Origin of the sequence: Variovorax boronicumulans (assembly GCF_029892485.1) — a bacterium.
In the GTDB taxonomy this organism is placed as follows: Bacteria; Pseudomonadota; Gammaproteobacteria; order Burkholderiales; family Burkholderiaceae_C; genus Variovorax; species Variovorax boronicumulans_B.
In genome coordinates, this window is record NZ_JARXVG010000011.1 from 185017 (window position 1) to 210954 (window position 25938).

Genomic DNA, 25938 nt, shown 5'->3' on the forward strand with positions numbered 1-25938 from the left:
GCAGGTCAGCCGGCGAGCCAGGAGGGCTTGCGTTTCTGCAGGAACGCCTGCACGCCTTCGCGGCCTTCGTCGCTCGCGCGGATGTCGGCGATGCCTTCGACGGTCTTTGCGATGAGCGCGTCGTCGATCTCGCGGCCGTCCACGTCGGCGATCAGTTGCTTGCAGGCGCGCACGGCAGCCGGGCTCGCGCCGGTCAGTGCCTTCAGCAGTTCATCGACCTTGGCATCGAGCGCATCGGCGGCCACCACTTCATGCACGAAGCCGATGCGGTGCGCCTCGGCGGCGGTGAAGCGCTCGGCCGTGAGGAAGTAGCGCTGCGAGGCGCGCGTGCCCATCGCACGCAGCACGTAGGGACTGATGGTCGCAGGCACGAGGCCGATCTTGACTTCGCTGAGGCAATACCACGCGGTGTCCACGCTCACGGCCATGTCGCAGGCCGCGACCAGCCCCATGCCGCCCGCATACACATCGCCCTGCACGCGCGCGATGGTGGGCTTGGGGCACTCGGCGATGGTGCGCAGCATGGCTGCCAGCTTGCCCGCATCGGCGATGTTCTCGCCCCGCGTGTAGTCGGCCATGCGGCGCATCCAGTTGAGGTTCGCGCCGGCGCAGAAGGCCGGGCCGTTCGCGCCGAGCACGATGGCTTTCACCTGCGGCGCGGCGCCGGCTTGGGTGAAAGCCTGCGTCAGCTCGGCGATGACCACGTCGTCGAAGGCATTGCGCGCGTCGGGCTGGTCGAGCCAGATGCGGGCGATGGGGCCGTCGATCCGGAGATCGAGTTTTTCGAAATCGCTCATGGGGTGCGTGCGTCCTGCCGGACTCTGGAGAGTTGATTGACACGACCGATGCGTTGGTGCGGGTCGGCCTGCCACACGACGCGATCGTCCACGGCGTAGAGCCAGCAGGTCTTTCCTTCCCGCTCACAGGTGTTCAGGACATCGGCCATTGCCGCGCTGCCTGAGGCAAAGGCTGCACTGCCGTCGGCCGCGATCGCGAAGGCGCGTGGCATGGGCAAGGCGAGGAACCGCAGATAGCGATCCTTGCTTTTCTCGCGCACGGGCACCGGGGAGGGATCGTTGACGTCGGCGAAGTGGCTGTCTGTCGGCAACCTGTAGAGGCTGACAGCAGGGCCTGGGGCCGCCGCAGTCCGCTCGGCCGCGGCGGCCTTCGGCTTCTGATAGACCACGGTGTAATCGACCGCGTAGACGGTGCACTCGCCCTGGTGGCGCTCGGTGCAATATTCCATCGCCCGCTGCGTGGGATCCGAGGGCCGGCTGATGTCGCGCGGCACCAGGCCGTCGGCCCAGTGGACCCAGGTACTGCCGCCAGACTGCCGCAGGACAAGGGTCCGCGGCGGCTTGTTCTGCAGGAACTTCTGATATGCCGCACGGCCCTCCGCGTCCAGCCCCGGAACGGCATCGATGTCGTCGACCGCAGCGCTTGCCGCCGCCGCTGCGCCGGCATCACCCCCCGCCACGCCTCGCAGGTGCACTTCGGCGCTGCCGGTGCCCGCATGGCATTCATAGGCATTGGGCGTCGACAGCACGGCACCGTCGTAAAAACTCTCGACCTGCGTCACCGTGTGCACGCCGCGCGCCCGTGCCGCCTCGACCAGCGCCACCAGCGTATTGCGCAACGCCTCGCGGCATGTTTCCTCGTCGCTGCGGATCACCGGGCGCCCGTCGGCATAGCGCTGCGTGCCCGAGTAAGGCCGCGCATAGCTCTGCGCCGTCAGCATCTGCGCCTGCGGCGCCTTGGCCTGCGGCACGACTGCGAAGCGGAGCTGCACGTCGTTGCCGATCGCATCGCGCGTCGCCGGCTGCTGCATCACCGGAAAGATGGGCAACACCAGCCGCGTGTCGCGTGCGAACGCGGGCATGGCCAATGCCGCCAGGCAGGCAGAAAGCACAAAAAAGCTGACTCTCGACTGACTCGTACCGAAGGATTTCGAGACCATGGGATTACTTCCTGTTCGAAGCCGGCGAATGCCGACTTACATGCGGAAGATACCGAACTTCGGCTCTGGAATGGGCGCATTTCGCGCAGCCGCAAGGCCCAGCGCAAGCACGCGGCGCGTGTCGGCCGGATCGATGATTCCGTCGTCCCACAACCGCGCAGTCGCGTAGTAGGGATGGCCCTGGTCTTCGTACTGTTGGCGGATCGGCGCCTTGAAGGCTTCTTCCTCGTCCTTGCTCCAGCTGCCGCCCTTCAACTCGATGCCGTCGCGCTTCACCGTGGCCAGCACGCTCGCGGCCTGCTCGCCGCCCATCACGCTGATGCGCGCGTTGGGCCACATCCAGAGAAAACGCGGGCTGTACGCGCGGCCGCACATGCCGTAGTTGCCGGCGCCGAAGCTGCCGCCGATGATGATGGTGAACTTGGGCACGTTGGCGGTGGCCACGGCCGTCACCATCTTCGCGCCGTGGCGCGCGATGCCTTCGTTCTCGTACTTGCGGCCCACCATGAAGCCAGTGATGTTCTGCAGGAACACCAGCGGTATCTTGCGGTGGCAGCACAGCTCGATGAAATGCGCACCTTTCTGCGCCGACTCGCTGAACAGGATGCCGTTGTTGGCGATGATGCCGACGGGCATGCCCTCGATCTCCGCGAAGCCGCAGACCAGCGTGGCGCCGAAGCGGGCCTTGAACTCGTGGAACTCGCTGCCGTCGACGATGCGCGCGATGATCTCGCGCACGTCGAAAGGCTTGCGGGTGTCGGTGGGGATCACGCCGTAGAGTTCTTCGCGCGGAAACGCGGGCGCGTTCACTGCCGGATGTGCGGCCGGCTGTTGCACTGCAGCCTTCGCATTGAGATTCGCAACGGCCGAACGCGCGAGCGCCAGCGCATGCAGGTCGTTCTGCGCGAGGTGATCGACCACGCCCGACAGCCGCGTGTGCACGTCGCCGCCGCCCAGGTCTTCGGCCGTCACGACCTCGCCGGTGGCAGCCTTCACGAGCGGCGGGCCGCCCAGGAAGATCGTGCCCTGGTTCTTCACGATGATCGATTCGTCGCTCATCGCCGGCACGTACGCACCGCCTGCCGTGCACGAGCCCATGACCACCGCGATCTGCGGAATGCCCTGGGCGCTCATGTTGGCCTGGTTGTAGAAGATGCGGCCGAAGTGGTCGCGGTCGGGGAACACCTCATCCTGGTTCGGCAGGTTCGCGCCGCCCGAGTCGACCAAGTAGATGCAGGGCAGGCGGTTCTGTTCGGCGATCTCCTGCGCGCGCAGGTGCTTCTTCACCGTCATCGGGTAGTAGGTGCCGCCCTTCACCGTCGCGTCGTTGCAGACGATCATGCAGTCCACACCGTTCACGCGACCGATGCCGGTGATGATGCCGGCGCCGGGCGCCGACTCCGCGCCCTTGGCATCGAGGTACATCGCATGCGCAGCGAGCGGCGCAATCTCCAGGAACGGCGTGCCCGGGTCGAGCAGCTCGGCCACGCGGTCGCGCGGCAGCAGCTTGCCGCGGCCCGTGTGCTTGGCGCGCGCGGCCTCGCCGCCGCCCTGCTCCACTTTGGCGAACTGCGCGTGCAGATCGTCGACCAGTGCGCGCATGGCTGCTGCATTGCCCTGGAAGTCCGCAGAGCGGGCATTGAGTTTGGTTTCGAGTTTGCTCATGCTGTCTTTTCTTGCGTGAGACCGAGTTGCTCGGTCATGGCATCGCGGATCTTGAATTTCTGGATCTTGCCGGTCACCGTCATCGGAAATCCGGTGACGAACTGGATGTACTTCGGCACCTTGTAGTGCGCGATCTGGCCCTTGCAGAAGTCGCGGATCTCGGTGTCGGTCGCGCTCTGGCCGGGCTTGACGATGATCCAGGCGCACAGCTCTTCGCCGTATTTCCTGTCGGGCAGGCCGACCACCTGCACGTCCTGCACTTTCGGGTGGCGGTACAGGAACTCCTCGATCTCGCGCGGGTAGATGTTCTCGCCGCCGCGGATCACCAGGTCCTTGATGCGGCCGACGATGTTGACGTAGCCCTCGGCGTCCATCGTGGCGAGGTCGCCGGTGTGCATCCAGTGCTCGGCGTCGATGGCTTCGCGTGTCTTCGGCTCGTCTTCCCAGTAGCCGTGCATCACCGAATAGCCGCGGGTGCAGAGTTCGCCCGACTTGCCCACGGGCATGACGGCGCCGGTCTCCGGATCGATGATCTTCACTTCGATGTGCGGCTGCACAGTGCCGACGGTGGCCACGCGCTTGCCCAGCGGCGTGTCGGTGCTGCTCTGGCAGCTCACCGGGCTGGTCTCCGTCATGCCGTAGGCGATGGTGATTTCGCCCAGGTGCATCTGGTGGACCACACGCTTCATCACCTCGATCGGGCACGGCGAGCCGGCCATGATGCCGGTGCGCAGCGTGGAGAGATCGAACTCCTTGAAGCGCGGATGGTCCAGCTCGGCAATGAACATCGTGGGCACGCCATGCAGGCCGGTGCACTTCTCGGCCTGCACGGTCTCCAGCACGGTGAGTGGATCGAAACCGTCGTTCGGATACACGATCGCCGAGCCGTGCGTGAGGCAGGCCAGGTTGCCGAGCACCATGCCGAAGCAGTGGTACAGCGGCACCGGAATGCAGAGCTTGTCGATGGGCGAGAGCTTCATGCACTCGCCGATGAAGAAGCCGTTGTTCAGGATGTTGCGGTGCGTGAGCGTCGCGCCCTTCGGGAAACCCGTGGTGCCGCTGGTGAACTGGATGTTGATGCGGTCGGTGGCGTTCAGCGTCTTCTGCACCGTCGCCACGCGCGGGTCGTTCGCGTTGCCGCTTGCGAGCAGCTGGCTGAAACGCTGCATGCCCGGCTCTTCCACATCGGCAGCGGCCTTGCCGTCGATCCAGAAGGTGTGCTGCAGCTGCGGCAGGCGCTTGGAGCCCAGTTCCCGCAGCATGCCGAGATAGTCGCTGGTCTTGAACTGCGCCATCGTCACCAGCACCTTGCAGCCGACCTTGTTGAGCGCGTACTCGAGCTCGGAGGTGCGATAGGCCGGGTTGATGTTGACGAGGATCAGGCCGACCTTGGCGGTGGCGATCTGCATCAGCACCCAGGGCGCGTTGTTGTGCGACCAGATGCCGACGCGGTCGCCGGGGGCGAGGCCGAGGTTCAACAGGGCGCTTGCGAGCCTGTTCGATTCGGTCTGCAGCTCGCGGTAGGTGAAGCGCTGGCCTTCGTGGCGGCTGATGAGGGCTTCGCGGTCGGGTTGCCTAGCGACCATGTCGTCGAAGAAATCGCCGATGGTCTGCTCGATCAGCGAGACGTCGGTGGCGCCTTTTCCGTAGCTCTGGGTCAACGCAGCAGTCATGCTCATGTTCCTTGTCTCCTTGTCTTGCTCCTTCCCCTTCCGGGGGAAGGTTGGGATGGGGGCAAGCGGCGTTTGTCAGGCGCTGTGCTTCATCGATTGCCGCGAGCCCCCACCCCTGCCCTCCCCCGGAAGGGGAGGGAGAAAAGCAGCTTACGCAGTTTCCGCGAACAGCTCGCGCCCGATCAGCATCCGGCGAATCTCGCTCGTGCCCGCGCCAATCTCATACAGCTTCGCATCGCGCCACAGCCGCTCCACCGGAAAGTCCTTCGTGTACCCGACGCCGCCCAGCGCCTGGATCGCCTCGCCGGCCATCCATGTCGCCTTCTCGGCCGAGTAAAGAATGGCGCCGGCTGCATCCTTGCGAAAGGTGCGCGCATGGTCGTTGCGGTCGCAGGCCTTGCCCACCGCATACACGTAGGCACGCGTGGCCTGCCACGTCGAGTACATGTCCGCCAGCTTGCCCTGCATGAGCTGGAACTCGCCGATGCTCTGGCCGAACTGCTTGCGCTCGTGCACGAAGGGCAGCACCGCATCCATGCACGCGGCCATGATGCCCAGCGGGCCGCCCGAGAGCACTGCGCGCTCATAGTCCAGACCACTCATCAGCACCTTGGCGCCCGTGCCTTCGCCGCCGAGCACGTTCTCTTCGGGCACTTCGCAGTTGTCGAAGAACAGCGGGTAGGTGTTGGAGCCGCGCATGCCCAGCTTGTCGAGCTTGGTGCCGGCCGAGAAGCCCTTGAAGTTCTTCTCGACGATGAAAGCTGTCATGCCGCGCGCGCCCATCTCAGGCTCGGTCTTGGCGTAGATGACCAGCGTGTCGGCGTCTCCGCCGTTGGTGATCCACATCTTGCCGCCGTTGAGCACGTAGTAGCCGTTCTTCTTCTCGGCCTTGAGCTTCATGCTCACAACGTCGGAGCCGGCGTTGGGCTCGCTCATGGCCAGTGCGCCGACGTGCTCGCCGCTCACCAGCTTGGGCAGGTACTTCTTCTTCTGCGCATCGCTGCCGTTGCGGTGGATCTGGTTCACGCACAGGTTGGAGTGCGCGCCATACGACAGGCCCACCGAGGCCGAGGCGCGCGAGACTTCTTCCATGGCCACGATGTGCGCCAGGTAGCCCAGCTCGGTGCCGCCGAATTCTTCCTTCACCGTCATGCCGTGCAGGCCGAGCTCGCCCAGTTTCTGCCAGAGGTCGTGCGGGAACAGGTTGTCGCGGTCGATGTCGGCGGCGCGCGGGGCGATTTCATTCGCGGCGAAGTCCTGGATGGCGCTGCGCAGCGAGTCGATGTCCTCGCCCAGGTCGAAGTTCAGGCCGGGATCGTGCATGTGTCTTGTCTCCTCTGAGGTGTCGGCGCGCAGGGCTGCCCACGCGGAATGGCGCTTGGAAGAAACGCAGCTTACGCCTCGCCGCGCCGCAATTGGCGCCACAATGGTTGCAAATTGCGCCACGACTTCACCGCCCGAACATGACCTCGCCCGCCTTCCTGAAGCCCGCCCGCGCCGTCACCCCCATGGCCTTCGTGAGAGCCATCGCGAAGGGCTACGAGCGCTACGGCATGGACCCCGCCGAGGCCCTGAAGTCGGCACAGATCACGCCGCGCGAACTGGCCCGGCCAGGCGCGCGGGTGACGGCGGCGCAGTTCGAGGCACTGTCGGAACACGCCATGCAGGAACTGGACGACGAGGCCCTCGGCTGGTTCTCGCGGCGCCTGCCCTGGGGCAGCTACGGCATGCTGTGCCGCGCCTCGCTGACCTCGCCCGACCTGGGCGTGGCCATCAAGCGCTGGTGTCGCCATCACCGCCTGCTGACGGAAGACATCGGCCTCGCGCTCGAAGTGGCCGGCGGCGTGGCCACGCTGCGCATCACCGAGAACCGCCCGCTGGACGAGGCCTTCCGCGAGTTCTGCCTGGTCACCAGCCTGCGCTTCATGCACGGCTACATGTGCTGGGCCATCGATTCGCGCATCTCGCTGCGCAACGCCACCTTTCCGTTTGCGGCGCCGCCCCACCGCGACGCCTACGCGCCGATGTTCACGCCGGAAGTGCGTTTCGACGCCGCGCAGGCCACCCTCAGCTTCGACGAGCGCTATCTCGCCCTGCCGCTGCAGCGCGACGAGCGCGCGCTGCGCACCATGCTCAAGCGCGCGCTGCCGCTCACCATCCTGCAATACCGCCGCGACCGGCTGCTGGGCCAGCGCGTGCGCGAACTGCTGCGCTCGCGCGCGGCGGAGGCCAGCACTGCCGAGGCGCTGGCGGGGCTGTTGAACGTGTCAGGGCGGACGCTGCACCGGCAGCTGCACGAGGAAGGCACTTCGCTGCAGACGCTGAAGAACGAAGTGCGCCACGAACTGGCGGTGGAGCAATTGCGCCGCACCAACCGCCCGATCAAGCAGGTGGCGCTGGCGGTGGGCTTTCGCAACGAGAAGAGCTTTTCACGCGCGTTCCTGCAATGGACCGGGCATGCGCCGCGGGACTTCCGGGCGCAGGGGCTCTAACAGCGAAGGCTCAAGCGCATCAGCCCGGCTGCGCGATCTTCGCCAGCGCGTCGGCGATGGACTGGCTGTCTTCCGGCCGCACGAGCTTGGCGACTTCCTTGCCATCGCGCATGAACACCAGCGTGGGCCAGAGCCGCACGTTGAACGAGCGACCAAGCGGACGGCCGCTGCCGTCTTCGACCTTGATGCGCGGGATGTCCGGGTATTGCGCGAAGGCTTCGGCAATGTTCGGTTGCGCGGCCTTGCAGATGCCGCACCAGTTGGTGCCGAACTCGACCACGGCGGGGCCCGTGCGCGCGTCGATCTCGGCGCGGTCGGGTTGTTCTGTCTTGTATTCGGAGGTCATGGGCTGTGGTTCCTGTATTCCTGCGACTTGGAATCGATGCCGTTCATTCCACCAGAAACTCAGGCCGCCTGCAGGCGATAACCCGATAGCAACGCAGGCAGTTCGGTCATGTCGCTGAACACCTTCACCGCGCCCACGCTCAGCAACGGCCCGGGGCCGCTGTGACCCGATTCGCCCGTGCTGTAGCCGAACACCGTCGCACCCGCAGCCACGCCGGCCATCGCGCCGGTGACCGTGTCCTCGACGACGGCGCAGCGCTTGGGGTCGACGCCGAGCGCTTCGGCGGCGGCGAGGTACACGTCCGGATGCGGCTTGGAGCGCGGCATTTCGTGGCCGCTGAAGATGCGACCTTCGAAGCAGTCAAGCAGGCCGACCTTGGCCAGCTGCAGCTCGACCTTGTGACGGTCGGCGCCCGAGGCGCAGGCGATGCGGCCCTTGAGCATCGTGTGGATCCGGCGGATGGCCGCGGGGGCGTTGGGGATTGCGGTGAGGTCGCGTTCGAGTGCTTCGTTGCGGCGGGCCCTGAAGAGCTTGAGCCACTCGTCGGTGATCTTCACGCCGGTCTTGGCTTCGATCAGCGGGGCTTCGTCCTTCACGGCCTTGCCTGTGAAGGTGTTCATCGACTCTTGGGTGGTGAGGTGCCAGCCGAGCTCGCCGAGCATCTCGGCGAGCACACGGTTGGTGATGGGTTCTGAGTCGACGAGGACGCCGTCGCAGTCGAAGAGGACGGCGGCGAAAGGAAATGGGGTCATTGCGCTGGAGGGATTCGGGGGAGTCCCCATGGTAGCAACGCCCCCCCGTCGCACTCAGGACACGGAACGTATCGGTATGTAGATCTCGCCGCCGCCCGCCATGAACTCCCTGGACTTTTCCTCCATTCCTTCGGCCATGGCTTCGGCCTCAGCCACGCCCTTCTTCGCAGCGTATTCCCGCACTTCCTGCGTGATCTTCATAGAGCAGAACTTCGGCCCACACATCGAACAGAAGTGCGCCACCTTGCTCGAATCCTTGGGCAGCGTCTCGTCATGAAATTCGCGCGCGGTGTCGGGGTCCAGGCCCAGGTTGAACTGGTCCTGCCACCGAAACTCAAATCGCGCCTTGCTCAACGCATCGTCCCGCGACCGAGCCCCCGGATGCCCCTTCGCAACGTCCGCAGCATGCGCCGCGATCTTGTAAGCAATGATCCCTTGCTTCACATCATCGCGATCGGGCAACCCGAGGTGTTCCTTCGGCGTCACGTAGCAAAGCATCGCAGTGCCAGCCCACCCGATCATCGCGGCCCCGATGGCACTGGAAATGTGGTCGTACCCCGGCGCAATGTCGATCGTCAGCGGCCCGAGCGTATAGAACGGCGCCTCGTGGCAGTGCTTGATCTGCTCGTCCATGTTGGCCTGGATCATGTGCATCGGCACATGCCCCGGCCCTTCGATCATGGTCTGCACGTCGTGCTTCCACGCGACCTGCGTGAGCTCGCCCAGCGTACGCAGCTCGGCGAACTGCGCCTCGTCGTTGGCATCGGCACCCGAGCCCGGACGCAGGCCGTCGCCCAGCGAAAAGCTCACGTCGTACGCCTTCATGATGTCGCAGATGTCCTCGAAGCGCTCGTACAGAAAGCTCTCCTTGTGGTGCGCGATGCACCACTTGGCCATGATCGAGCCGCCGCGCGAGACGATGCCCGTCATGCGGTCGGCCGTGAGGTGAATGAACGGCAGCCGCACGCCGGCGTGGATGGTGAAGTAGTCGATGCCCTGCTCGGCCTGCTCGATCAACGTGTCGCGGAAGATCTCCCAGGTGAGGTCTTCGGCCACGCCGCCCACCTTCTCCAGCGCCTGGTAAATCGGCACCGTGCCAATGGGCACCGGCGAGTTGCGCACGATCCAGTCGCGCGTGGTGTGGATGTTCTTGCCGGTGGACAGGTCCATCACGTTGTCGGCGCCCCAACGGATCGCCCACACCAGCTTCTCGACCTCTTCCTCGATGCTCGAGGTGACGGCTGAGTTGCCGATGTTGGCGTTGATCTTCACCTTGAAGTTGCGGCCGATGGCCATCGGCTCCACTTCAGGATGGTTGATGTTGGCCGGAATGATCGCGCGGCCGCGTGCCACCTCGTCGCGCACGAACTCGGGCGTGATGATGCGCGGAATGCTCGCGCCCATCGGGTTGCCGGCCACGCGCTTCGCACGCTCCTCGTTGGCGAGGTATTCGGCCATCCATTCGCGCTTGCCGTTCTCGCGCAGGGCCACGTATTCCATCTCGGGCGTGACGATGCCGCGGCGTGCGTAGTGCATCTGCGTAACGTTGGCGCCCGACTTCGCGCGGCGCGGCGTACGCTGCAGGGCCGAAGCGGCGGCGCGCAGTTCGGCCAGCCGCAGGGCGTCATGGTCGTGGGCGTGCTTCAGGCCCTCGTCCAGCGCCTGGTGCGAGCGGCCTTCATAACTTTCGGTGTCATTGCGCTCGGCAATCCACGCATCGCGCACGCCGGGCAGGCCGCGGCGCACGTCGATGTCGACCTTGGCATCGGTGTACGGGCCCGAGGTGTCGTAGAGCGACACCGTCTCGCCGTTGGTCAGCAGCACGTCGCGCACCGGCACGTTCAGGTCGGGCCGGCTGCCCGGGATCAGGCACTTGTGCGATGCGGGAAAGGGCTCGCGCGTGAGCGAAAGCAAAGAGGTGAACTTGTCGGGGGCATTCATGCGGGGGCACTCCTTGTTGAGGGAAAGGGTGCTCCGCAATCGCTCGGTGGACTTGGGGCCGTCACGGAAGGTGGGTGACGGGACCTGGGTCAGGGAGTGCAGCTCTTCTTACGCCGGTATGACCCGGATCAAGTTCGCGGGTCGGCAGCTTTGCCATCTCAGCACACCACGTGTGTGCACCCCGGAGCGGGGCTGATTGTGCGAGCCCCGGCCGGGCGCGTCAACCCGCGTCAGGCCACGGGGTGCTGCAGATCACCTTCCAGGTAGTACCAGCGTTCGCCCTCGCGCACGAAGCGGCTGCGCTCGTGCAGGCGGGTGGCGGTGCCCGTGCTGCTGCGCTGGCGGGCGACGAACTCGACCTCGGCGTGGTCGGCATCGAGCACCGAGCGCGAGCGGATGTCCAGCCCCAGCCACTTGACGCCAGGCTCGAATTCGATGGAGGCCGGCCGCTTGGACGCGTGCCAGGTCGCCAGCAGGTACTCGGCGCGCTGCAGCACGAAGGCCGAATAGCGCGAGCGCATCAGCGATTCGGCGTCGGGGGCGGGCGTGTTCTCGAAATCGTCGAGATAGCGGCCACAGCACAGGGCGTAGCCGATGGGCTTGTCGCGGCGGTCGGTGCGGCCGCAGGGGCAAGGTCCGGTGGTGGGGTCGATGGCGCTCATGAAGACCGCTATTGGAACACCTCGGGGCGATCCCTCCGATGGGGCAACCCCGGAGCCGGGCCGAGCAGCTTGCGGCCATGTCGTCCTGCAGCCTCGCGCGCGCGGGCTCGCACCCGGGACATCCACCCTTGGCGCGCCGCTTGCTAGACGCTAGCCTTACCCCGGAACACGACAACAAGAGCGAGGCAGCGATGTACCTGACAGGCTCCGAACAGCAGGCGCTGCGCGGCGTTTTCACGCTGCTGGCGCAAGAGCGCGGCGAAAGCGACGTCCGCGAACGCCTGGGCTGGGCGTTGCTCGACCTGCTGCATGCGGACCAGTTCGCCTCCTTCGTGTGGAACGCCGAGAGCGGCGGCTTCGACGGCCGCGTGGCGCTCAACATGGACCCCGCCAACCTCGACCGCTACGGCGAATGGCACCAGCACCACGACCCGATCACCTTCGTGCTGCAGTCGCACCGCCGCGCCACGCGCGTGACCGACGTGATGCCGCAACGCGAGCTGATGCGCACGGAATTCTTTACCGATTTCCTCTCCCGCGACGGCCTGCACTGGGGCATGAACCTGCATGCCTTCGAGGGCCAGCGCGCGCTGGGCGACCTGCGCATCTGGCGGCGCAAGGGGCGCGGCGATTTCGGGGACCACGAAAAGGCGCTGCTCGACCTGATCGAGCCCGCGTTCATCGGCGCGCTGCAGCGTGCGCAGCGTACGGCGGCCGCGGTGCCGATGCCTGCCGAGACTGCATGGAATTCCCTGAGCGCACGCGAGCAGGAAGTCGCACGCGCCGTGTGCGAAGGCCTGACCGACAAGGAGATCGCGCGGTGCATGGCGGTGAGCGTGCCAACGGTGCGCACCTACCTGCGGCGCATCTTCGACAAGCTCGGCATCGAGCGCCGGTCGGCGCTGGCCGGCCTCGCCATGCGCTGACGCAGATTCACGATCCAGAACCACAGCCGTTCGGGCTGAGCTTGTCGAAGCCTTGCGCGGCGCTTCGACAAGCTCAGCGTGAACGCTCTTTTATTTTTCAAGCGCCATTCGGCACGACGCGGCGGAAGCGCCCTACTTCGTGGGTGCCGGCAAACGTCCCAGCACGCCTTCCACCGCCATGCCTACAGCAAGCAGCTTGCGGTCGCTGCCTGCCGGACCGTCGAGCTCCAGCCCGATCGGCAGCCCACTTGTCGCACCCAGACCCGAAGGCAACTGCACGCCCGGAATGCCGGCGTTGCTGCCAGGGTCGGTGTTCTGGATCAGCGCGCCGAAATTCTCGGGGCTGCTGGCCTCGGGCGCGGCAGCCAACGCCACGCGTGGCACGGTCGGGAACACGAGCGCATCGAGCTTGTTCTTCGCGAAGGTGTCGCGGTAGAGCTTCTGCAACGCAGGGCGTGCGACGCGCATCGCGTTGTCGTAGGCGGGCTTCGCATCGACCGAGCCGTTCGGCGCGGGGAGCTTGCGCGGGATCACGAAGGCCTCGAAGGTGCCCTTGACGTCGGGGCTCGCGATGCCGGCCGTGAGTTGCGTGATGTCAATGCCGGCGCGGTACTTCGCGAGGTAGGCCACCATGTCGTCGTGCGCCTCGTAGAGCGCGACCGGGAAGCCGATGGCGCCGTTGAGCTCCATGAGCTTGGGCATCTCCACATCCACCAGCGTGACGCCGGCAGCGCGCAGCTTGGCAAGCGCGGCATCGGTGGCGGCACGCGTGTCCGCATCGAGGTTTGCATGGAAGGCCGGCACCACGCCGAGCCGCACGCGCTTCAGGTCAGCAGGCTTCAACGGCGCGCCGCCCGCGATCACGCGGTCGATCAGCGCGACATCGGCCATCGACTGCGCCATCGGGCCCGCGGTGTCACGGGTGTGCGAGATCGGCGCGATGCCCTGCTGCGAGTAGCGCCCCATGCTCGGACGCAGCGACGCGCAGCCATTGAACGCACAGGGAATGCGCACCGAGCCGCCCGTGTCCGTGCCCAGCGCCGCCGGCGCCATGCGCGCACCGAGCGCCGCGCCGTTGCCCGACGACGATCCGCCCGCGATGCGGCTCGCGTCGTAGGCGTTGCGCACGCCGACCTCGGGGCCGGTCTGGAATGCGGGGTTGTAGCCCGTGACGCCGAAGGCCAGCTCGTGCATGTTCGTCTTGCCGAGGATGACGGCACCGGCGGCGCGCAGCTTCGCGACCACCGGCGCATCGGCCGCGGGCACGAAGCCCTTGAGCGCGGGCGAACCGGCCGTGGCGGGCAGGCCCTGCACCTGGATGTTGTCCTTGATGACCACCGGCAGGCCGGCCAGCGGCTTGCAAGTGCCGCCGCGCTTTCGCTGTGCATCGGCGGCGCGTGCGGCCTTCAGCGCGCCGGGCTCGTCGAGTGTGATGAAGGCGTTGAGGTTCGCCTTCGCCCTGGCCTGCGCGAGGTAGGCCGAGACCAGCTGTTCGCTGGTCACCGTGCCGGCGCAGAGTTGCTGCACGGCTTCGCTTGCGGTCAGCGTGGCGATGTCGACAGCGGCGAGCTGCGCCTGGGCGGATGCACCGAGGCACAACAGCGCCGCAGCGAAGGAAACGGGTTTGAAGATGGACATGGCAAAGACCTCCGACGAAGAGATCGCCATGCTGCGCCGCATGCGCCGTCCTGTCTGTCATCGAAACCGATGACACCGAATGAAGGCACTACTGGAACATCACCCACTCGGGCCGCATGTTGAAACGCACCGGCAGGATGCTTACGCCCAGCCCGCTCGTCACGTACATGCGCTTGCCCTTGTGTGCAATCCAACCGTAAGCCCACTCGCGCGGCGCACGGCCGGGCACCACCAGCGCGCCGTAGCCAGGCACGCTGATCTGTCCGCCATGCGTGTGCGAAGCAACCACCAGCCCCTGCGTGCGGGGCATGGTCGCGAAGCTGAAGGGGTCGTGCATCATGACCAGTGTGCCGGCGCCCTTGGGCACGCCGGCCAGCGCCTTGTCGGGTTCCGAGTGGCCGGTCGAGTCGTCCCCGATTCCGACGACCCAGATGTCATGCCCCGGCAAGCGCACCGAAGCGTTTTCCAGCACGTGGATGCCGTGCGCGGACAAGGCCTTGGCGGTGCGCGCTCCGTCGTGCCACCAGTCATGGTTGCCGAGCACTGCGTACACGCCCTGGGGCGCCTTCAGGCGACCGAGCACGGCAGCCATGTCCTCGATGGAAAACGCCTCGTCGTCGCCCGAACCCGCGAGGAAGTCGCCGGGCAGCAGGATCACGTCGGGCTGCGCTGCGTTGATCTTGTCGACGATGCGCGCGGCGCGGTCCGCGCTGGTGACCCGCCACAGGGAGCGCGTGGTGAGGTGCCAGTCGCCGGCCATCGCCACCTTGAGGCCGGCCGGCGCCTGCCACTGCGGTGAACTCAATGGTTCGAGGCGCGCCGCGACCCAGCGCGGCTCGATGACGACCGTCCACACAGCCAGCGCCAGGAGCAACGCCGCCGTGGCGATGCGGATCACCGGCAGCCGGCGGCGCGAGACGCTCACGCCAGCGCGCGCTGGATCAGCAGTTTCTGGATGTCCGACGTGCCTTCATAGATCTGGCACACCCGCACGTCGCGGTAGATGCGTTCGAGCGGAAAGTCATTCACGTAGCCATAGCCGCCCAGAGTCTGGATGGCAGCGCTGCACACACGCTCGGCCATCTCGCTCGCGAAGAGCTTGGCCATGGCGGCTTCCTTCAGGCACGGCAGGCCCGCATCGCGCAGGCTCGCGGCATGCCAGATGAGTTGGCGTGCCGCTTCGATCTGCGTCGCACATTCGGCAAGGCGAAAGCCCACCGCCTGCTGGTCGAAGATCGAGCCGCCGAAGGCCTGGCGCTCCTTGGCGTAGGCCAGCGCCACGTCGAACGCGCTGCGCGCCATGCCCACGCTCTGCGCGGCGATGCCGATGCGGCCGCCTTCGAGCGCGCCCAGCGCAATCTTGTAGCCCTCGCCTTCGGCACCGATGAGGTTTTCCGCGGGGATGCGGCAGCCGTCGAAGTTGATCTGCGCGGTGTCGCTGCTGTGCTGGCCGAGCTTGTCTTCCAGGCGGGCGACGCCGTAGCCGGGAGCGTCGGTGGGCACGATGAAGGCGCTCATGCCGCGCTTGCCCGCGCCCTTGTCGGTCACCGCGATGACGATGGCGACCTGCCCGTTCTTGCCGCTGGTGATGAACTGCTTCACGCCGTCGATCACGTAGCCGTCGCCGTCCTTGCGCGCGGTGGTGCGCAGGCTCGATGCATCGCTGCCCGCCTGCGGCTCGGTGAGACAGAAGGCGCCGAGCATCTGGCCCTGCGCGAGCGGCTCGAGCCATTTCTTCTTCTGCTGCGCGTTGCCGTAGCGCATGAGGATCGCGTTGACCGGGCAGTTGGTCACGCTGATCGCGGTGCTGGTGCCACCGTCGCCGGCCGCGATTTCTTCCAGCACCAGCGCGAGCGTGAGGTAGTCCAGGCCCGCGCCGCCGTGCTCCTCGGGCACGCAGATGCCGTAGGCGCCCAGCGCCGCGAGGCCCTGGTGCGCTTCCTTCGGGAAGCTGTGTTCGCGGTCCCACTTGGGGGCGTTGGGCCAGAGTTCGGCTTGCGAGAAATCGCGCACCGCGTCGCGGATGGCTTCCTGGTCGGCACTGAGCAGCATGGCTGAGTCTCCTGTCTTTTTTCTTTGTGCTTACTTGCCCGCGCCCAGATCCATGACCAGGCGTGCTGCCATGTACAGGCGGCGCGGAATCGCGCTGATGTCCACGTACTCGGCCTTGTCGCTGTGATAACCGAAGCCCGGCAGACCCAGGCTTTCGATCACCGGCTTGCCCGAGAGCGCCGCATAGGCCGCATCGGTGCCGCCGCCTGTGCGCTCTTCCACGCCGAGGGTGCCGCCGGCTTCCTTGTAGAAGGCCACGGCCTTGTCGACCAGCTTCTTGCCGCCTTCGCCCGCATTGAAGGCCGGACGGCCGCGTGTGACCAGCACCTTGACGTCGGCTTCAGGCAGCTTCTTCTGCTGCGCCTTTTCTTCGAGCGTCTTCATCGCGGCTTCGAAGTCTTCGTTGCGCGCATAGCGCACGTCGGCATTCAGCGTGGCGCTCGCGGGGATGATGTTCGACACGTTGCCGGCCTTGGCGATGGTCCAGTTGAAGCGCAGGTGCTTCGCCTTGTCGTCGATGCTCATCGTGCGCAGCACCAGGTCGGACGCCTCGACCAGCGCGTTCACGCCCAGCTCGGGCGCGGCGCCCGCATGCGAGGCCTTGCCTGTGATGTTGACCTGCACGTAGGCGATGCCCGAGGTGCCGAGCGAGAGCTTCTCGTCGCCCGCACCGGTGGGCTCGAACGAGAGCACGTAGTCGGCGAGCTTGGCTTCTTCCTGGATCAGGTCGCGCGAGCCGAAGGAACCCTTCTCTTCGTCGGTGTTGAAGAGCACGGTGATGGTGCCGTAGTCGCGCACGCCGTAGTCCTTCAAGAGCTTGAGCGTGTGCAGGATGACCGCGTTGCCGCCCTTGTCGTCGGCGATGCCGGGACCGTAGGCCTTGTCGCCCTCGACCTTGAACGGCGCCTTCGCGAGCGTGCCCTTCAGGTACACGGTGTCCATGTGCGACATCAGCAGCAGGTTCTTGCCGCCACGGCCCTTGAGCTTGCCGATGATGTTGTCGCCGACCACGATGCCGGCCGACTTGCTGCGCGTGACGGTGAAGCCCAGGTTCTTGAGTTCGCCTTCGAGGTAATTGCCGGCAGCCGCAATGCCTTCGGCGTCGCCCGTGCCGGTCTCGATGTTGACGAGTTTCTCCAGCGTTTTGATCACGGCGGGCTGCTCGTCGGTGGCGGCCTGGAACAGCACGTTGTCGCGCTTTTGCGCCCAGCTGGCGGCAGGCGCCAGGAAGGCGGTCGCCATCAAGGCGGCAACGACGGTACGGTGGATGGATGGGTACATTGAAATTTCCTGCTTACAACAATTCGAGGGCCACGGCAGTGCCTTCGCCGCCGCCGATGCACAGCGTGGCCACGCCGCGCTTCTTGCCGCGCGCCTTCAGCGCATGGATCAGCGTGACCATGATGCGTGCGCCGCTCGCGCCGATCGGATGGCCCAGCGCGCAGGCACCGCCGTTCACGTTGACGATGTCGTGCGACACGTCGAGCTCATGCATCAGCGCCATCGGCACCACGGCGAAAGCTTCGTTCACTTCCCAGAGGTCCACGTCCTTCACGGTCCAGCCGGTCTTCTTGAACAGCTTGGCGACCGCACCGACCGGTGCGGTCGAGAACCACTCGGGCTCCTGCGCATGCGTGGCGTGGCCGACGAGGCGGGCGATGGGCTTGGCGCCGATCTTCTTCGCATGCGACTCGGTCATCATGACCAGCGCGGCGGCGCCGTCGTTGATCGACGAGCTCGATGCGGCGGTGATGGTGCCGTCCTCTTTCTTGAACGCGGGCTTGAGCGTGGGGATCTTGTCGAGCTTGACCTTGCCCGGGCCTTCGTCGATGGAGATCACGGTGTCGCCGCCGCGGCCCTTCACGGTGACGGGGGTGATCTCTTCCTTGAACGCACCCGACTCGGTCGCGGCCTTGGCGCGCTGCACGCTCGCGATGGCGAAGGCGTCCTGCTGCTCGCGGGTGAACTTGTACTTCGCGGCGCAGTCTTCGCCGAAGGTGCCCATCGAGCGTCCCGGCTGGTAGGCGTCTTCCAGGCCGTCGAGCATCATGTGGTCATAGATCTTGTCGTGGCCCATGCGGTAGCCGCCGCGGCCCTTGAGCATGAGGTAAGGCGCGTTGGTCATGCTCTCCATGCCGCCCGCGACGATCACGTCGTGCGTGCCGGCCAGCAGCAGGTCGTGCGCGAGCATCGCGGCCTTCATGGCCGAGCCGCACATCTTGCTGAGCGTGACCGCGCCCGCGCTGTCGGGCAGGCCGCCCTTGTAGGCCGCCTGGCGCGCCGGGGCCTGGCCCTGGCCGGCCATGAGGCAGTTGCCGAACAGCACTTCGCCCACGCTCTCGGGCGCGATGCCGGCGCGCTCGACGGCGGCCTTGATGGCCGCGCCGCCGAGGTCGTGCGCGGAGAGGGAAGCAAAGTCGCCTTGAAAGCCGCCCATGGGGGTGCGGGCGGCGCCGACGATGACGATGGATTCGGACATGGTGGTCTCCTTCTTGAATGTGAATATGAAAGTGAAACGGTCGACTGCGGCCGTGGCCGCAGCCGGTCAAAAATGGGTCGCATGCCCCTCGTGCTGGAAGCGCTGCGATTCTTCGTACGGGAACACATCGAGCATCTGCCCCGCCTGGATGCGTTCCTTGTGGTGCTGCCAGAAGGCAGCGTCGAGCAGGTCGGCGTGGTGCGCCATGAAGGCGGCGCGCACGTCGCTGTTGCCGAGCAGGAAGGGCTCGAAGGTTTCGGGGAACACGTCCTTCGGGCCTACCGAGTACCAGACCTCGCCGCTCATCTCGTCCTCTTCGTTGCGCGGCTCGGGGACCTTGCGGAACTTGCAGTCGGTGACGTATTCGATCTCGTCGTAGTCGTAGAACACCACCTTGCCGCCGCGCGTGACGCCGAAGTTCTTCCACAGCATGTCGCCGGGGAAGATGTTGGCGGCGACCATGTCCTTGATGGCGTTGCCGTACTCGACCACCGCATGCTCCAGCTGCTCCTTCGCGCGCTTGGCATGCGCCGGGCTCTCGGGGTCGGCCAGCGTGTCGAAGGCTTCCTGCAGGTAGATGTTCAGCGGGATCATGCGGCGCTCGATGTAGACGTGCTTGACCACGACCTCCATCTCCCCGTTGCCGTCGCGGTCGCCGATTTCGAGCTGGCTGGGCGCGAACTTCTGGATCTCCTCGATCAGCCCGGGCTCGAAGCGGTCGAGCGGAAAACCCACGTCGCTGTACTCCAGCGTGTCGGCCATGCGGCCCACGCGGTCGTGCTGCTTCACGAGCATGTACTTGCCCTTGATCTGCTCGCGCGTGGTGTCCTTCTGCGGCGGATAGAAGTCCTTGATGACCTTGAAGACGAACGGGAACGAGGGCAGGTCGAACACCAGCATGACCATGCCCTTGATGCCGGGCGCGATGCGAAAGCGGTCGCTCGAATAGTTCAGGTGCGAGAGAAAGTCGCGGTAGAAAAGCGTCTTGCCCTGCTTGGCAAGGCCGAGCGCGTTGTAGATTTCGGCGCGCGGCTTGCGCGGCATGAGCGAACGCAAAAACTGCACCCAGGCCGAGGGCACTTCCATGTCGACCATGAAGTAGGCGCGCGCAAAGCTGAAGAGCATCTGCAGGTCGTCTTCGCCGAAGAGCGCCGCATCGATGTAGAACTTGCCGGTGCTGTCGTGCAGGATCGGCAGCGAGAACGGGATCTCGGTGAAGCCGTTCATGATCTTCCCGACCACGTACGCGCCCTTGTTGCGAAAGAAAAGGCCCGAGAGCACCTGCAGCTGGAAGTTGGCGCGCAGCTTGACCTGGTGAAAACGGTTCAGGATGACGTGCGCCACCCGCTCGGCATCGCGCCGCTTGTTCGCATAGCTGCCCTGCAACGCGAAGTCGTCGAGCATCTGCTCGATGGTGTCGGCCAGCGTGTCGTGCGCGGGGTAATACGGGCGGTAGGTCGGCGCGCCGCGCGGCTCGATGTACTCGGTGCTGATCGCGGGGCGAACGAAGATGAAGTCGTTCTGGAAGTACGCGCGGTGCAGGATCTTGGTGGTCACCGAGTTGAAGAAACTCTCAGCCAGCTCGGGCTGGTGGTGGTCCACCAAGAGGCCGATGAAGTGCAGCTTGACCTGGTGCCACACCTCCATCGGCTGGTCGCCGGCCTTGAATTCTTTCTCGAGCCGGGCCACGGCCTCGTTCACGCGCAGGTCGTAGAACTCGATGCGCTCGCGCTGCGCCCGCTGCTGGCCGTGCCAGTCGGCGGTCTCGAAACGGTGCTTGGCGCGCGCCGACTCGGCGCGGAACAACCGGTAGTGCCGGTTGAACCCATCGATCATCGCCTTGGCGATGTCGTAGGCCAGCGGTGAATCGAGGCGCTGCGGGAACATAAGCCCGGTCGGGTTACTTCGCCGAGCCTTCGGTGCCGTCGGCGCCCGCCTGCGCGGAGGGCGAGGACAGCGCCGCCGCGCCCGCCGGCTTGCTCCATTTGTAGCGGATGCGCTGCACCGCGGCCTTGTACGCCGCATCCAGCGGCTTGGCGCCGTCGACGCTCAGGCCCAGGTCCTGCAAGAGGCCGTCGTGCACGCCGAAGGTCCAGCCGTGGATCAGCACCTTCTGGCCGCGCGCCCAGGCATCGACCATCACCGTGCTCACGGCCACGTTGACCACCTGCTCGGCCACGTTGAGTTCGCACAACGCATCGACGCGCACTTCTTCGGGCAGGCTCTCGATCATCACGCTGTGGCGGTCGCGCACGTCCTGGATGTGGCGGATCCAGTTGTCGGCCAGGCCGATGCGCTTGCCGCTGAGCGCAGCCTTCACGCCCGCGCAGCCGTAGTGGCCCACCACCATGATGTGCTCGACCTTCAGGTGCTCGACCGCGAACTGGATCGCCGAGAGCGCGTTCAGGTCGGAGTGCACCACGATGTTGGCGACGTTGCGGTGCACGAACACTTCACCCGGTTCCAGGCCGGTGATCTGGTTGGCGGGCACGCGGCTGTCGGAGCAGCCGATCCACATGTAGCGCGGCGTCTGCTGCTTCACCAGGCTGGTGAAGAAGCCAGGACGGTCGCGTTCCATCTGTGCGGACCAGGCACGGTTGTGGGCGAAGAGGTCGTCGAGGTTGTTGTCGGACATAGGTCGTGATTGTCGGTGAGTCGTGATCGGGGCGGGCCTCAGGCGGACCTGGCGGCCTTTCGGGCTTTCTCGGCCTTCGCCAGCGTGGCGCGGCCCTTTTTCTCGTGTTCGCGCACTTCCGCGATGTTGGCCTGCAGCTCGGCCAGCTGCGCTTCGAGCTGCTCCCGGTGCGCGCCCAGCACCCCGAGGAACTTCTGCAGCTGCGGCACGGTGTCGCGCGGGCTGTCGTACATGTCGAGGATGTCCTTGGCCTCCGTCAGGCTCAGGCCCAGGCGCTTGGCGCGCAGCGTGAGCGTGAGCCGCGCCCGGTCGCGCGCGGTGTACACGCGCTGCAGGCCGGCGCGCTCGGGCGTGAGCAGGCCCATGTCCTCGTAGAAGCGGATCGCCCGCGTCGTGAGGTCGAATTCCTTCGCGAGCTGGCTGATGGTGAAGGTTTGCGCGGACATGGGGGCGAGAAGGGTTTCGGGCACGTCGGGAGGGGCGTTACGGGGGCGACAGCAGGCTTTGGCCGCGCTCCCTACAATGGAGCCACCTACACATGACGTTTACGTAAACGTCAATCTTACATGAACCTCCTCGAACGCGAACTCCACTACACCCTGGGCGACACCCTGCCCGGGCCCGGCGAAGCCCTGGAAGTCGCGCCCGGCGTGCGCTGGATCCGCATGCGGCTGCCCTTCGCGCTGGACCACATCAACCTCTGGCTGTTGCGCGACACGATCGACGGCGTGGAAGGCTGGACCGTCGTCGACTGCTGCATCTCGCACGACGAGGCGCGCGCGCAGTGGGAGCAGATCTTCGAAACACAGTTGCAGGGCCTGCCCATCCTGCGCGTGATCGTCACTCACATGCACCCCGACCACATCGGCCTGGCCGATTGGCTCTGCCAGCGCTGGAACGTGCCGCTGTGGATCAGCGCCACTGACTACCACGTGGCCCGCGTGCTGAGCACCGCCGGCGACACGCTGGCGGGCGGCGATGCGGCGGCGGACTTCTTCGCCTCGCACGGCATGAGCGACCCGGTGGGCATCGCCAAGATCCGCGCGCGCACCAACTACTACGCGAACATGGTGCCCTCGGTGCCCGACCGGTACGTGCGCATGATGGACGGCGACATCGTCACCATCGGCGGCCACGACTGGCGCTGCATCAGCGGCTACGGCCATGCGCCCGAGCACATCGCGCTGTACTGCGATGAGCAGAAGCTGCTCCTGGGTGGCGACATGATGCTGCCGCGCATCTCGACCAACGTGAGCGTGCATGCGGGCGAGCCGGAGGCCAATTCGCTGCGGCTCTTCCTGGACAGCATCGACAAGTTCAAGGCGCTGCCTGCCGACACGGTGGGCCTGCCCTCGCATGGCAAGCCGTTCACCGGCATCCACCGCCGCGTCGACCAACTGCAGGAGCATCACCGCGACCGGCTGGCCGAACTGCTCGAAGCCTGCACCGCGCGCGCTCTCACGGCGGCCGAGGGCCTGCCGATCCTCTTCAAGCGCGAGCTCGACCTGCACCAGATCACCTTCGCGATGGGCGAGACAGTGGCGCACCTGCACCTCCTGTGGTTCTCGGGCCAGGTGAAGCGCGAGCTGGGCAAGGACGGCGTCTACCGCTTCGGCGCCCGGAGCGCATCCGCCTAGGCATTTAGACTCGCCGGATGGACACACTGGCCGAGCTGCGCGCGGGTCGGCTGGCAGGCGCCACCAGGCTCGATCTCTCGTGCGGACTCACCGAGTTCCCGCGCGAGATCTTCGGCCTTGCCGATTCGCTCCAAACACTGAACCTCTCCGGCAATGCGCTCGACGCGTTGCCCGATGACCTGGGCCGCCTGCACAAGCTGCGGGTGCTGTTCTGCTCGGACAACCGGTTCACGACGCTGCCCGAATCCATCGGCCAGTGCAGCAACCTGGACATCGTCGGCCTCAAGGCCAACCGCATCGCCTTCGTGCCGGCAGGCGCTTTGCCGGCCTCGCTTCGCTGGTTGATCCTGACCGACAACCAGATCGAGGAACTGCCCGACACGCTGGGCCTTTGCACGCGGATGCAGAAGCTCATGCTTGCGGGCAACCGGCTGGCTCGATTGCCCGATTCAACGGCCGCGTGCCGGCAACTCGAAATGCTGCGCATCTCTGCCAACCGCTTCAACGCCCTGCCCGATTGGCTGTTTTCGCTGCCGCGCCTCTCGTGGCTTGCGGGGGGAGGCAACTCCTTCGACACACAGGCTGAAGACGCGGCCATCACTGCGCAGTCGGTACCGCATGTCGATTGGGGCGACCTCACGCTCGGCAAGAAGCTCGGCGAAGGCGCATCGGGCGTGATCCATCAGGCGACGCTGGGGCCGTCGCAGCAGGCAGTGGCCGTGAAGCTCTTCAAGGGCGCGGTCACGAGCGACGGCTGGCCTCACAGCGAAATGGCCGCCAGCATCGCGGCCGGCGCACACCCCACGCTGATCGCCGCGCAAAGCCGCATCGACGGCCACCCCGATGGCACCGAAGGCCTGGTGATGGCGCTCGTGCCGCCGTCCTTCCGTACGCTCGCGGGACCGCCGAGCCTCGCATCGTGCACACGCGATGTCTATGCGGACGATGCGCAATGGACCGCGGACGTAGCCCTGCGCATCGCACGCGACATCGCCTCCGCCATGCAGCACCTGCATGCGCGCGGCATCCTCCACGGCGATCTCTACGCGCACAACACCCTGTGGAACGCGCAAGGCAGCGGCCGGCTCGGCGACTTCGGCGCGGGCTGGATGATCGGCTCGCTCGATGCGAGCCAGGCCTTGGCCTTGCAGCGCCTGGAGGTGCGCGCCTTCGGCTGCCTGCTCGAAGAACTGCTCGAACGCTGCAGCGATGCGCCGCCCGCCGCCGTATCCGCATTGAAGGACCGCTGCATGCATCCCGACGTGTCCGCGCGCCCCTCCTTTGCCGAAGCCCTCTCGGTGCTGCAAAAGGAAGCCGCGCAATGACCACCCACCGGCTGCCGCTGCCCACCCGCGACGGCGTCGGCCCGAGCTGTGTCGGCCTGCCCCACGGCCCTTGGCCGACCATCGCCGAGTTCCTCATCGAGCGCTTTCCGGCGATCACGCGCGACGCGTGGCTCGAACGCATCGTGGCGGGCGACGTGATCGACGAGCACCGCACCCCCGTCACCATCGAGCGCCGCTACGAATCGCCGCTGCGCGTCTACTACTACCGCACGCTCGACGGCGAAGTGCACATCCCCTTCGAGGAGCAGGTGCTGTTTCAGGACGACCAGCTCGTCGTGGCCGACAAGCCCCCGTTCCTCCCCGTCACACCCACCGGCAAGTACCTGCAGGAAAGCCTGCTCGTGCGGCTCAAGCGCAAGCTCCAGATCGACGACCTCGTGCCGCTGCACCGCATCGACCGCAGCACTTCGGGCCTCGTGCTCTTCTCGGTGCGGCGCGAGACGCGCGGCGCCTACCAGCAGATGTTTCCAGAGCGGCGCATCGCCAAGCATTACGAGGCGGTGGTGCCGTGGCAGGAGGGCGTCTCGTCGGTGCCCGACATCTACCGCAGCCGCCTCGTGGACGACGAGCACTTCATGCGCATGCGGGAAGAGCCGGGCGAGCCCAACTCCGCGACCCGCATCGAGGTGCAAGAGGTGCAGAGCGGCCGCGCGCTGCTTCGACTCTCGCCCGTCACCGGCCGCAAGCACCAGCTGCGCGTGCATTGCCTCGCGCTCGGCATGCCCATCGAGAACGATCCGATCTACCCCGTGCTGCTGCCCGAAAACACCGACGACTTCGACAAGCCCCTTCAACTGCTCGCCAAGTCGGTCGCGTTCCAGGATCCGATCACCGGTGACCTGCGCAGCTTCACCAGCCCCCGGAGCCTGTCGCTGGCACCAAGGTGACGCGGCGCGGGCAGGCTCCGCACTAAGCTCGTTTCCTGAAATCTTTCATTCAGGAGACACCTGCACCATGGACACCACCCAACTCTTCTCGCTGAAGGGCCGCACCGCCCTGATCACCGGCGGCTCGCGCGGCATCGGCCGCATGATCGCCGAGGGCTACCTGGCCCAGGGCGCGCGCGTGTACATCTCGGCACGCAAGGCCGCCGCTTGCGACCAGACCGCCAAGGAGCTCTCGGCCTTCGGGCACTGCGTCTCGCTGCCGGCGGACGTGTCCACGGTCGAAGGCGCGCAGGCGCTGGTCGCCGCCTATGCGAAGCACGAAGGCTCGCTCGACATCCTCGTCAACAACGCCGGTGCCGCCTGGGGCGCGCCGTATGCCGAGTTCCCCGAGAGCGGCTGGGACAAGGTGGTCGACCTGAACCTGAAGACGCCCTTCTTCCTCACGCAGGCGCTCACGCCGATGCTCAAGAAGGCCGCGACCGATCACCTCTCGAAGGTGATCAACATCGCCTCGATCGATGGCATCTCGGTGAACCCGCAGGAAACGTATTCGTATGCGGCCAGCAAGGCCGGACTGATCCAGCTCACGCGCCGCATGGCGCTGCGCCTGGCGCAAGACCGCATCGTGGTGAGCGCCATCGCGCCCGGCGCGTTCGCCTCGGACATGAACAAGGACGCGCGCGACCACGGCGACGAGGTCAAGGGCCGGATTCCCGCGGGTCGCATCGGCACGCCCGAAGACATGGCCGGCGCCGCGATCTACCTCGCCTCGCGCGCGGGCGACTATGTGATGGGCTCCACGCTCGTCGTCGACGGGGGCGTGACGCACGCGCGCTGAGCGCCTGAAGCA

23 protein-coding genes and 1 riboswitch are annotated in these 25938 nt (G+C 66.5%); of the genes, 6 read left to right on the plus strand and 17 right to left on the minus strand.

Going from position 1 to position 25938, the window contains the following annotated elements; translation table 11 throughout:
• Positions 1-5 precede the first annotated feature (5 nt).
• The 5 genes from M2282_RS23790 to M2282_RS23810 form a co-directional block, all read right to left on the minus strand.
• Positions 6-797, minus strand: a complete 792-nt coding sequence (locus M2282_RS23790) for an enoyl-CoA hydratase/isomerase family protein (protein ID WP_280811233.1) — start codon at positions 795-797, stop codon at positions 6-8.
• Positions 794-1957 (minus strand): hypothetical protein, encoded by a 1164-nt coding sequence (locus tag M2282_RS23795; RefSeq protein WP_280811234.1) that lies wholly within the window; start codon positions 1955-1957, stop codon positions 794-796. Before M2282_RS23795 ends, M2282_RS23790 begins: the two co-directional genes overlap by 4 nt.
• 36 nt (positions 1958-1993) lie before the next feature.
• Positions 1994-3622 carry a carboxyl transferase domain-containing protein gene (locus M2282_RS23800; RefSeq protein ID WP_280811235.1) on the minus strand — a complete coding sequence of 543 codons (1629 nt, stop codon included), beginning with the start codon at positions 3620-3622 and terminating at the stop codon, positions 1994-1996.
• Positions 3619-5301: an AMP-binding protein gene (locus M2282_RS23805; protein WP_280811236.1), complete on the minus strand. Its 1683-nt coding sequence runs from the start codon at positions 5299-5301 to the stop codon at positions 3619-3621. The genes M2282_RS23800 and M2282_RS23805 overlap by 4 nt, the downstream gene beginning before the upstream one ends.
• Positions 5302-5445: 144 nt before the next feature.
• A complete protein-coding gene (locus M2282_RS23810; protein WP_280811237.1) occupies positions 5446-6618 on the minus strand; it encodes an isovaleryl-CoA dehydrogenase in 1173 nt (390 codons plus the stop codon).
• Positions 6619-6758: 140 nt separating this feature from the next.
• On the opposite strand from M2282_RS23810, the gene M2282_RS23815 reads away from it, so the two are divergent.
• The gene (locus M2282_RS23815) at positions 6759-7787 is read left to right on the plus strand and encodes an AraC family transcriptional regulator (RefSeq protein ID WP_280811238.1); all 1029 of its coding nucleotides are present in this window, start codon (positions 6759-6761) and stop codon (positions 7785-7787) included.
• Between the two features lie 19 nt (positions 7788-7806).
• Here the strand turns inward: M2282_RS23815 and M2282_RS23820 are convergent, their stop codons facing one another.
• From M2282_RS23820 to M2282_RS23835, 4 genes are all read right to left on the minus strand, one after another.
• Positions 7807-8133: a thioredoxin family protein gene (locus M2282_RS23820; protein WP_042582260.1), complete on the minus strand. Its 327-nt coding sequence runs from the start codon at positions 8131-8133 to the stop codon at positions 7807-7809.
• A gap of 59 nt (positions 8134-8192) precedes the next feature.
• Positions 8193-8885, minus strand: a complete 693-nt coding sequence (locus tag M2282_RS23825) for an HAD family hydrolase (RefSeq protein ID WP_280811239.1) — start codon at positions 8883-8885, stop codon at positions 8193-8195.
• A gap of 54 nt (positions 8886-8939) precedes the next feature.
• Positions 8940-10826, minus strand: a complete 1887-nt coding sequence (thiC, locus tag M2282_RS23830; RefSeq protein ID WP_280811240.1) for a phosphomethylpyrimidine synthase ThiC — start codon at positions 10824-10826, stop codon at positions 8940-8942.
• An 88-nt stretch (positions 10827-10914) separates the two neighbouring features.
• Positions 10915-11020: riboswitch (TPP riboswitch) on the minus strand.
• Positions 11021-11056: 36 nt separating this feature from the next.
• Positions 11057-11488 carry a YchJ family protein gene (locus M2282_RS23835; protein ID WP_280811241.1) on the minus strand — a complete coding sequence of 144 codons (432 nt, stop codon included), beginning with the start codon at positions 11486-11488 and terminating at the stop codon, positions 11057-11059.
• Positions 11489-11565: 77 nt separating this feature from the next.
• Between M2282_RS23835 and M2282_RS23840 the strand changes: the two genes are divergently transcribed.
• Positions 11566-12414, plus strand: a complete 849-nt coding sequence (locus M2282_RS23840; RefSeq protein ID WP_280811242.1) for a helix-turn-helix transcriptional regulator — start codon at positions 11566-11568, stop codon at positions 12412-12414.
• Positions 12415-12546: 132 nt separating this feature from the next.
• Here the strand turns inward: M2282_RS23840 and iaaH are convergent, their stop codons facing one another.
• The 8 genes from iaaH to M2282_RS23880 form a co-directional block, all read right to left on the minus strand.
• Complete coding sequence (iaaH, locus tag M2282_RS23845) at positions 12547-14052, minus strand: indoleacetamide hydrolase (RefSeq protein ID WP_280811243.1); 1506 nt, start codon at positions 14050-14052, stop codon at positions 12547-12549.
• Positions 14053-14140: 88 nt separating this feature from the next.
• On the minus strand, positions 14141-14977 hold the full coding sequence (locus M2282_RS23850; RefSeq protein ID WP_280811244.1) for a metallophosphoesterase: 837 nt from the start codon (positions 14975-14977) through the stop codon (positions 14141-14143).
• Positions 14974-16104 carry an acyl-CoA dehydrogenase family protein gene (locus M2282_RS23855; protein ID WP_280811245.1) on the minus strand — a complete coding sequence of 377 codons (1131 nt, stop codon included), beginning with the start codon at positions 16102-16104 and terminating at the stop codon, positions 14974-14976. The genes M2282_RS23850 and M2282_RS23855 overlap by 4 nt, the downstream gene beginning before the upstream one ends.
• Before the next feature lie 30 nt (positions 16105-16134).
• Positions 16135-17385, minus strand: coding sequence for a glutamate carboxypeptidase (locus tag M2282_RS23860; RefSeq protein WP_280811246.1), 1251 nt, complete (start codon positions 17383-17385; stop codon positions 16135-16137).
• A 13-nt stretch (positions 17386-17398) separates the two neighbouring features.
• Entirely contained in the window at positions 17399-18583 is a 1185-nt protein-coding gene (locus tag M2282_RS23865) for an acetyl-CoA C-acyltransferase (RefSeq protein WP_280811247.1), read from the minus strand.
• Positions 18584-18649: 66 nt separating this feature from the next.
• Positions 18650-20470 carry a bifunctional isocitrate dehydrogenase kinase/phosphatase gene (gene aceK, locus M2282_RS23870; protein WP_280811248.1) on the minus strand — a complete coding sequence of 607 codons (1821 nt, stop codon included), beginning with the start codon at positions 20468-20470 and terminating at the stop codon, positions 18650-18652.
• Positions 20471-20483: 13 nt separating this feature from the next.
• Positions 20484-21218: a carbonate dehydratase gene (gene can, locus M2282_RS23875; RefSeq protein ID WP_280811249.1), complete on the minus strand. Its 735-nt coding sequence runs from the start codon at positions 21216-21218 to the stop codon at positions 20484-20486.
• 38 nt (positions 21219-21256) lie between these two features.
• Positions 21257-21664, minus strand: coding sequence for a MerR family transcriptional regulator (locus tag M2282_RS23880; protein ID WP_280811250.1), 408 nt, complete (start codon positions 21662-21664; stop codon positions 21257-21259).
• Between the two features lie 120 nt (positions 21665-21784).
• Here M2282_RS23880 and M2282_RS23885 point away from each other — a divergent pair, with 120 nt between their 5' ends.
• The 4 genes from M2282_RS23885 to M2282_RS23900 all read left to right on the plus strand — a co-directional run bounded on the left by M2282_RS23885 (position 21785) and on the right by M2282_RS23900 (position 25926).
• The gene (locus tag M2282_RS23885; protein WP_280811251.1) at positions 21785-22855 is read left to right on the plus strand and encodes an MBL fold metallo-hydrolase; all 1071 of its coding nucleotides are present in this window, start codon (positions 21785-21787) and stop codon (positions 22853-22855) included.
• Positions 22856-22872: 17 nt separating this feature from the next.
• A complete protein-coding gene (locus M2282_RS23890) occupies positions 22873-24180 on the plus strand; it encodes a leucine-rich repeat-containing protein kinase family protein (RefSeq protein ID WP_280811252.1) in 1308 nt (435 codons plus the stop codon).
• Positions 24177-25088 carry a pseudouridine synthase gene (locus tag M2282_RS23895; RefSeq protein WP_280811253.1) on the plus strand — a complete coding sequence of 304 codons (912 nt, stop codon included), beginning with the start codon at positions 24177-24179 and terminating at the stop codon, positions 25086-25088. Before M2282_RS23890 ends, M2282_RS23895 begins: the two co-directional genes overlap by 4 nt.
• A 67-nt stretch (positions 25089-25155) precedes the next feature.
• Positions 25156-25926 (plus strand): SDR family oxidoreductase, encoded by a 771-nt coding sequence (locus tag M2282_RS23900; RefSeq protein WP_280811254.1) that lies wholly within the window; start codon positions 25156-25158, stop codon positions 25924-25926.
• Positions 25927-25938: the final 12 nt, after the last annotated feature.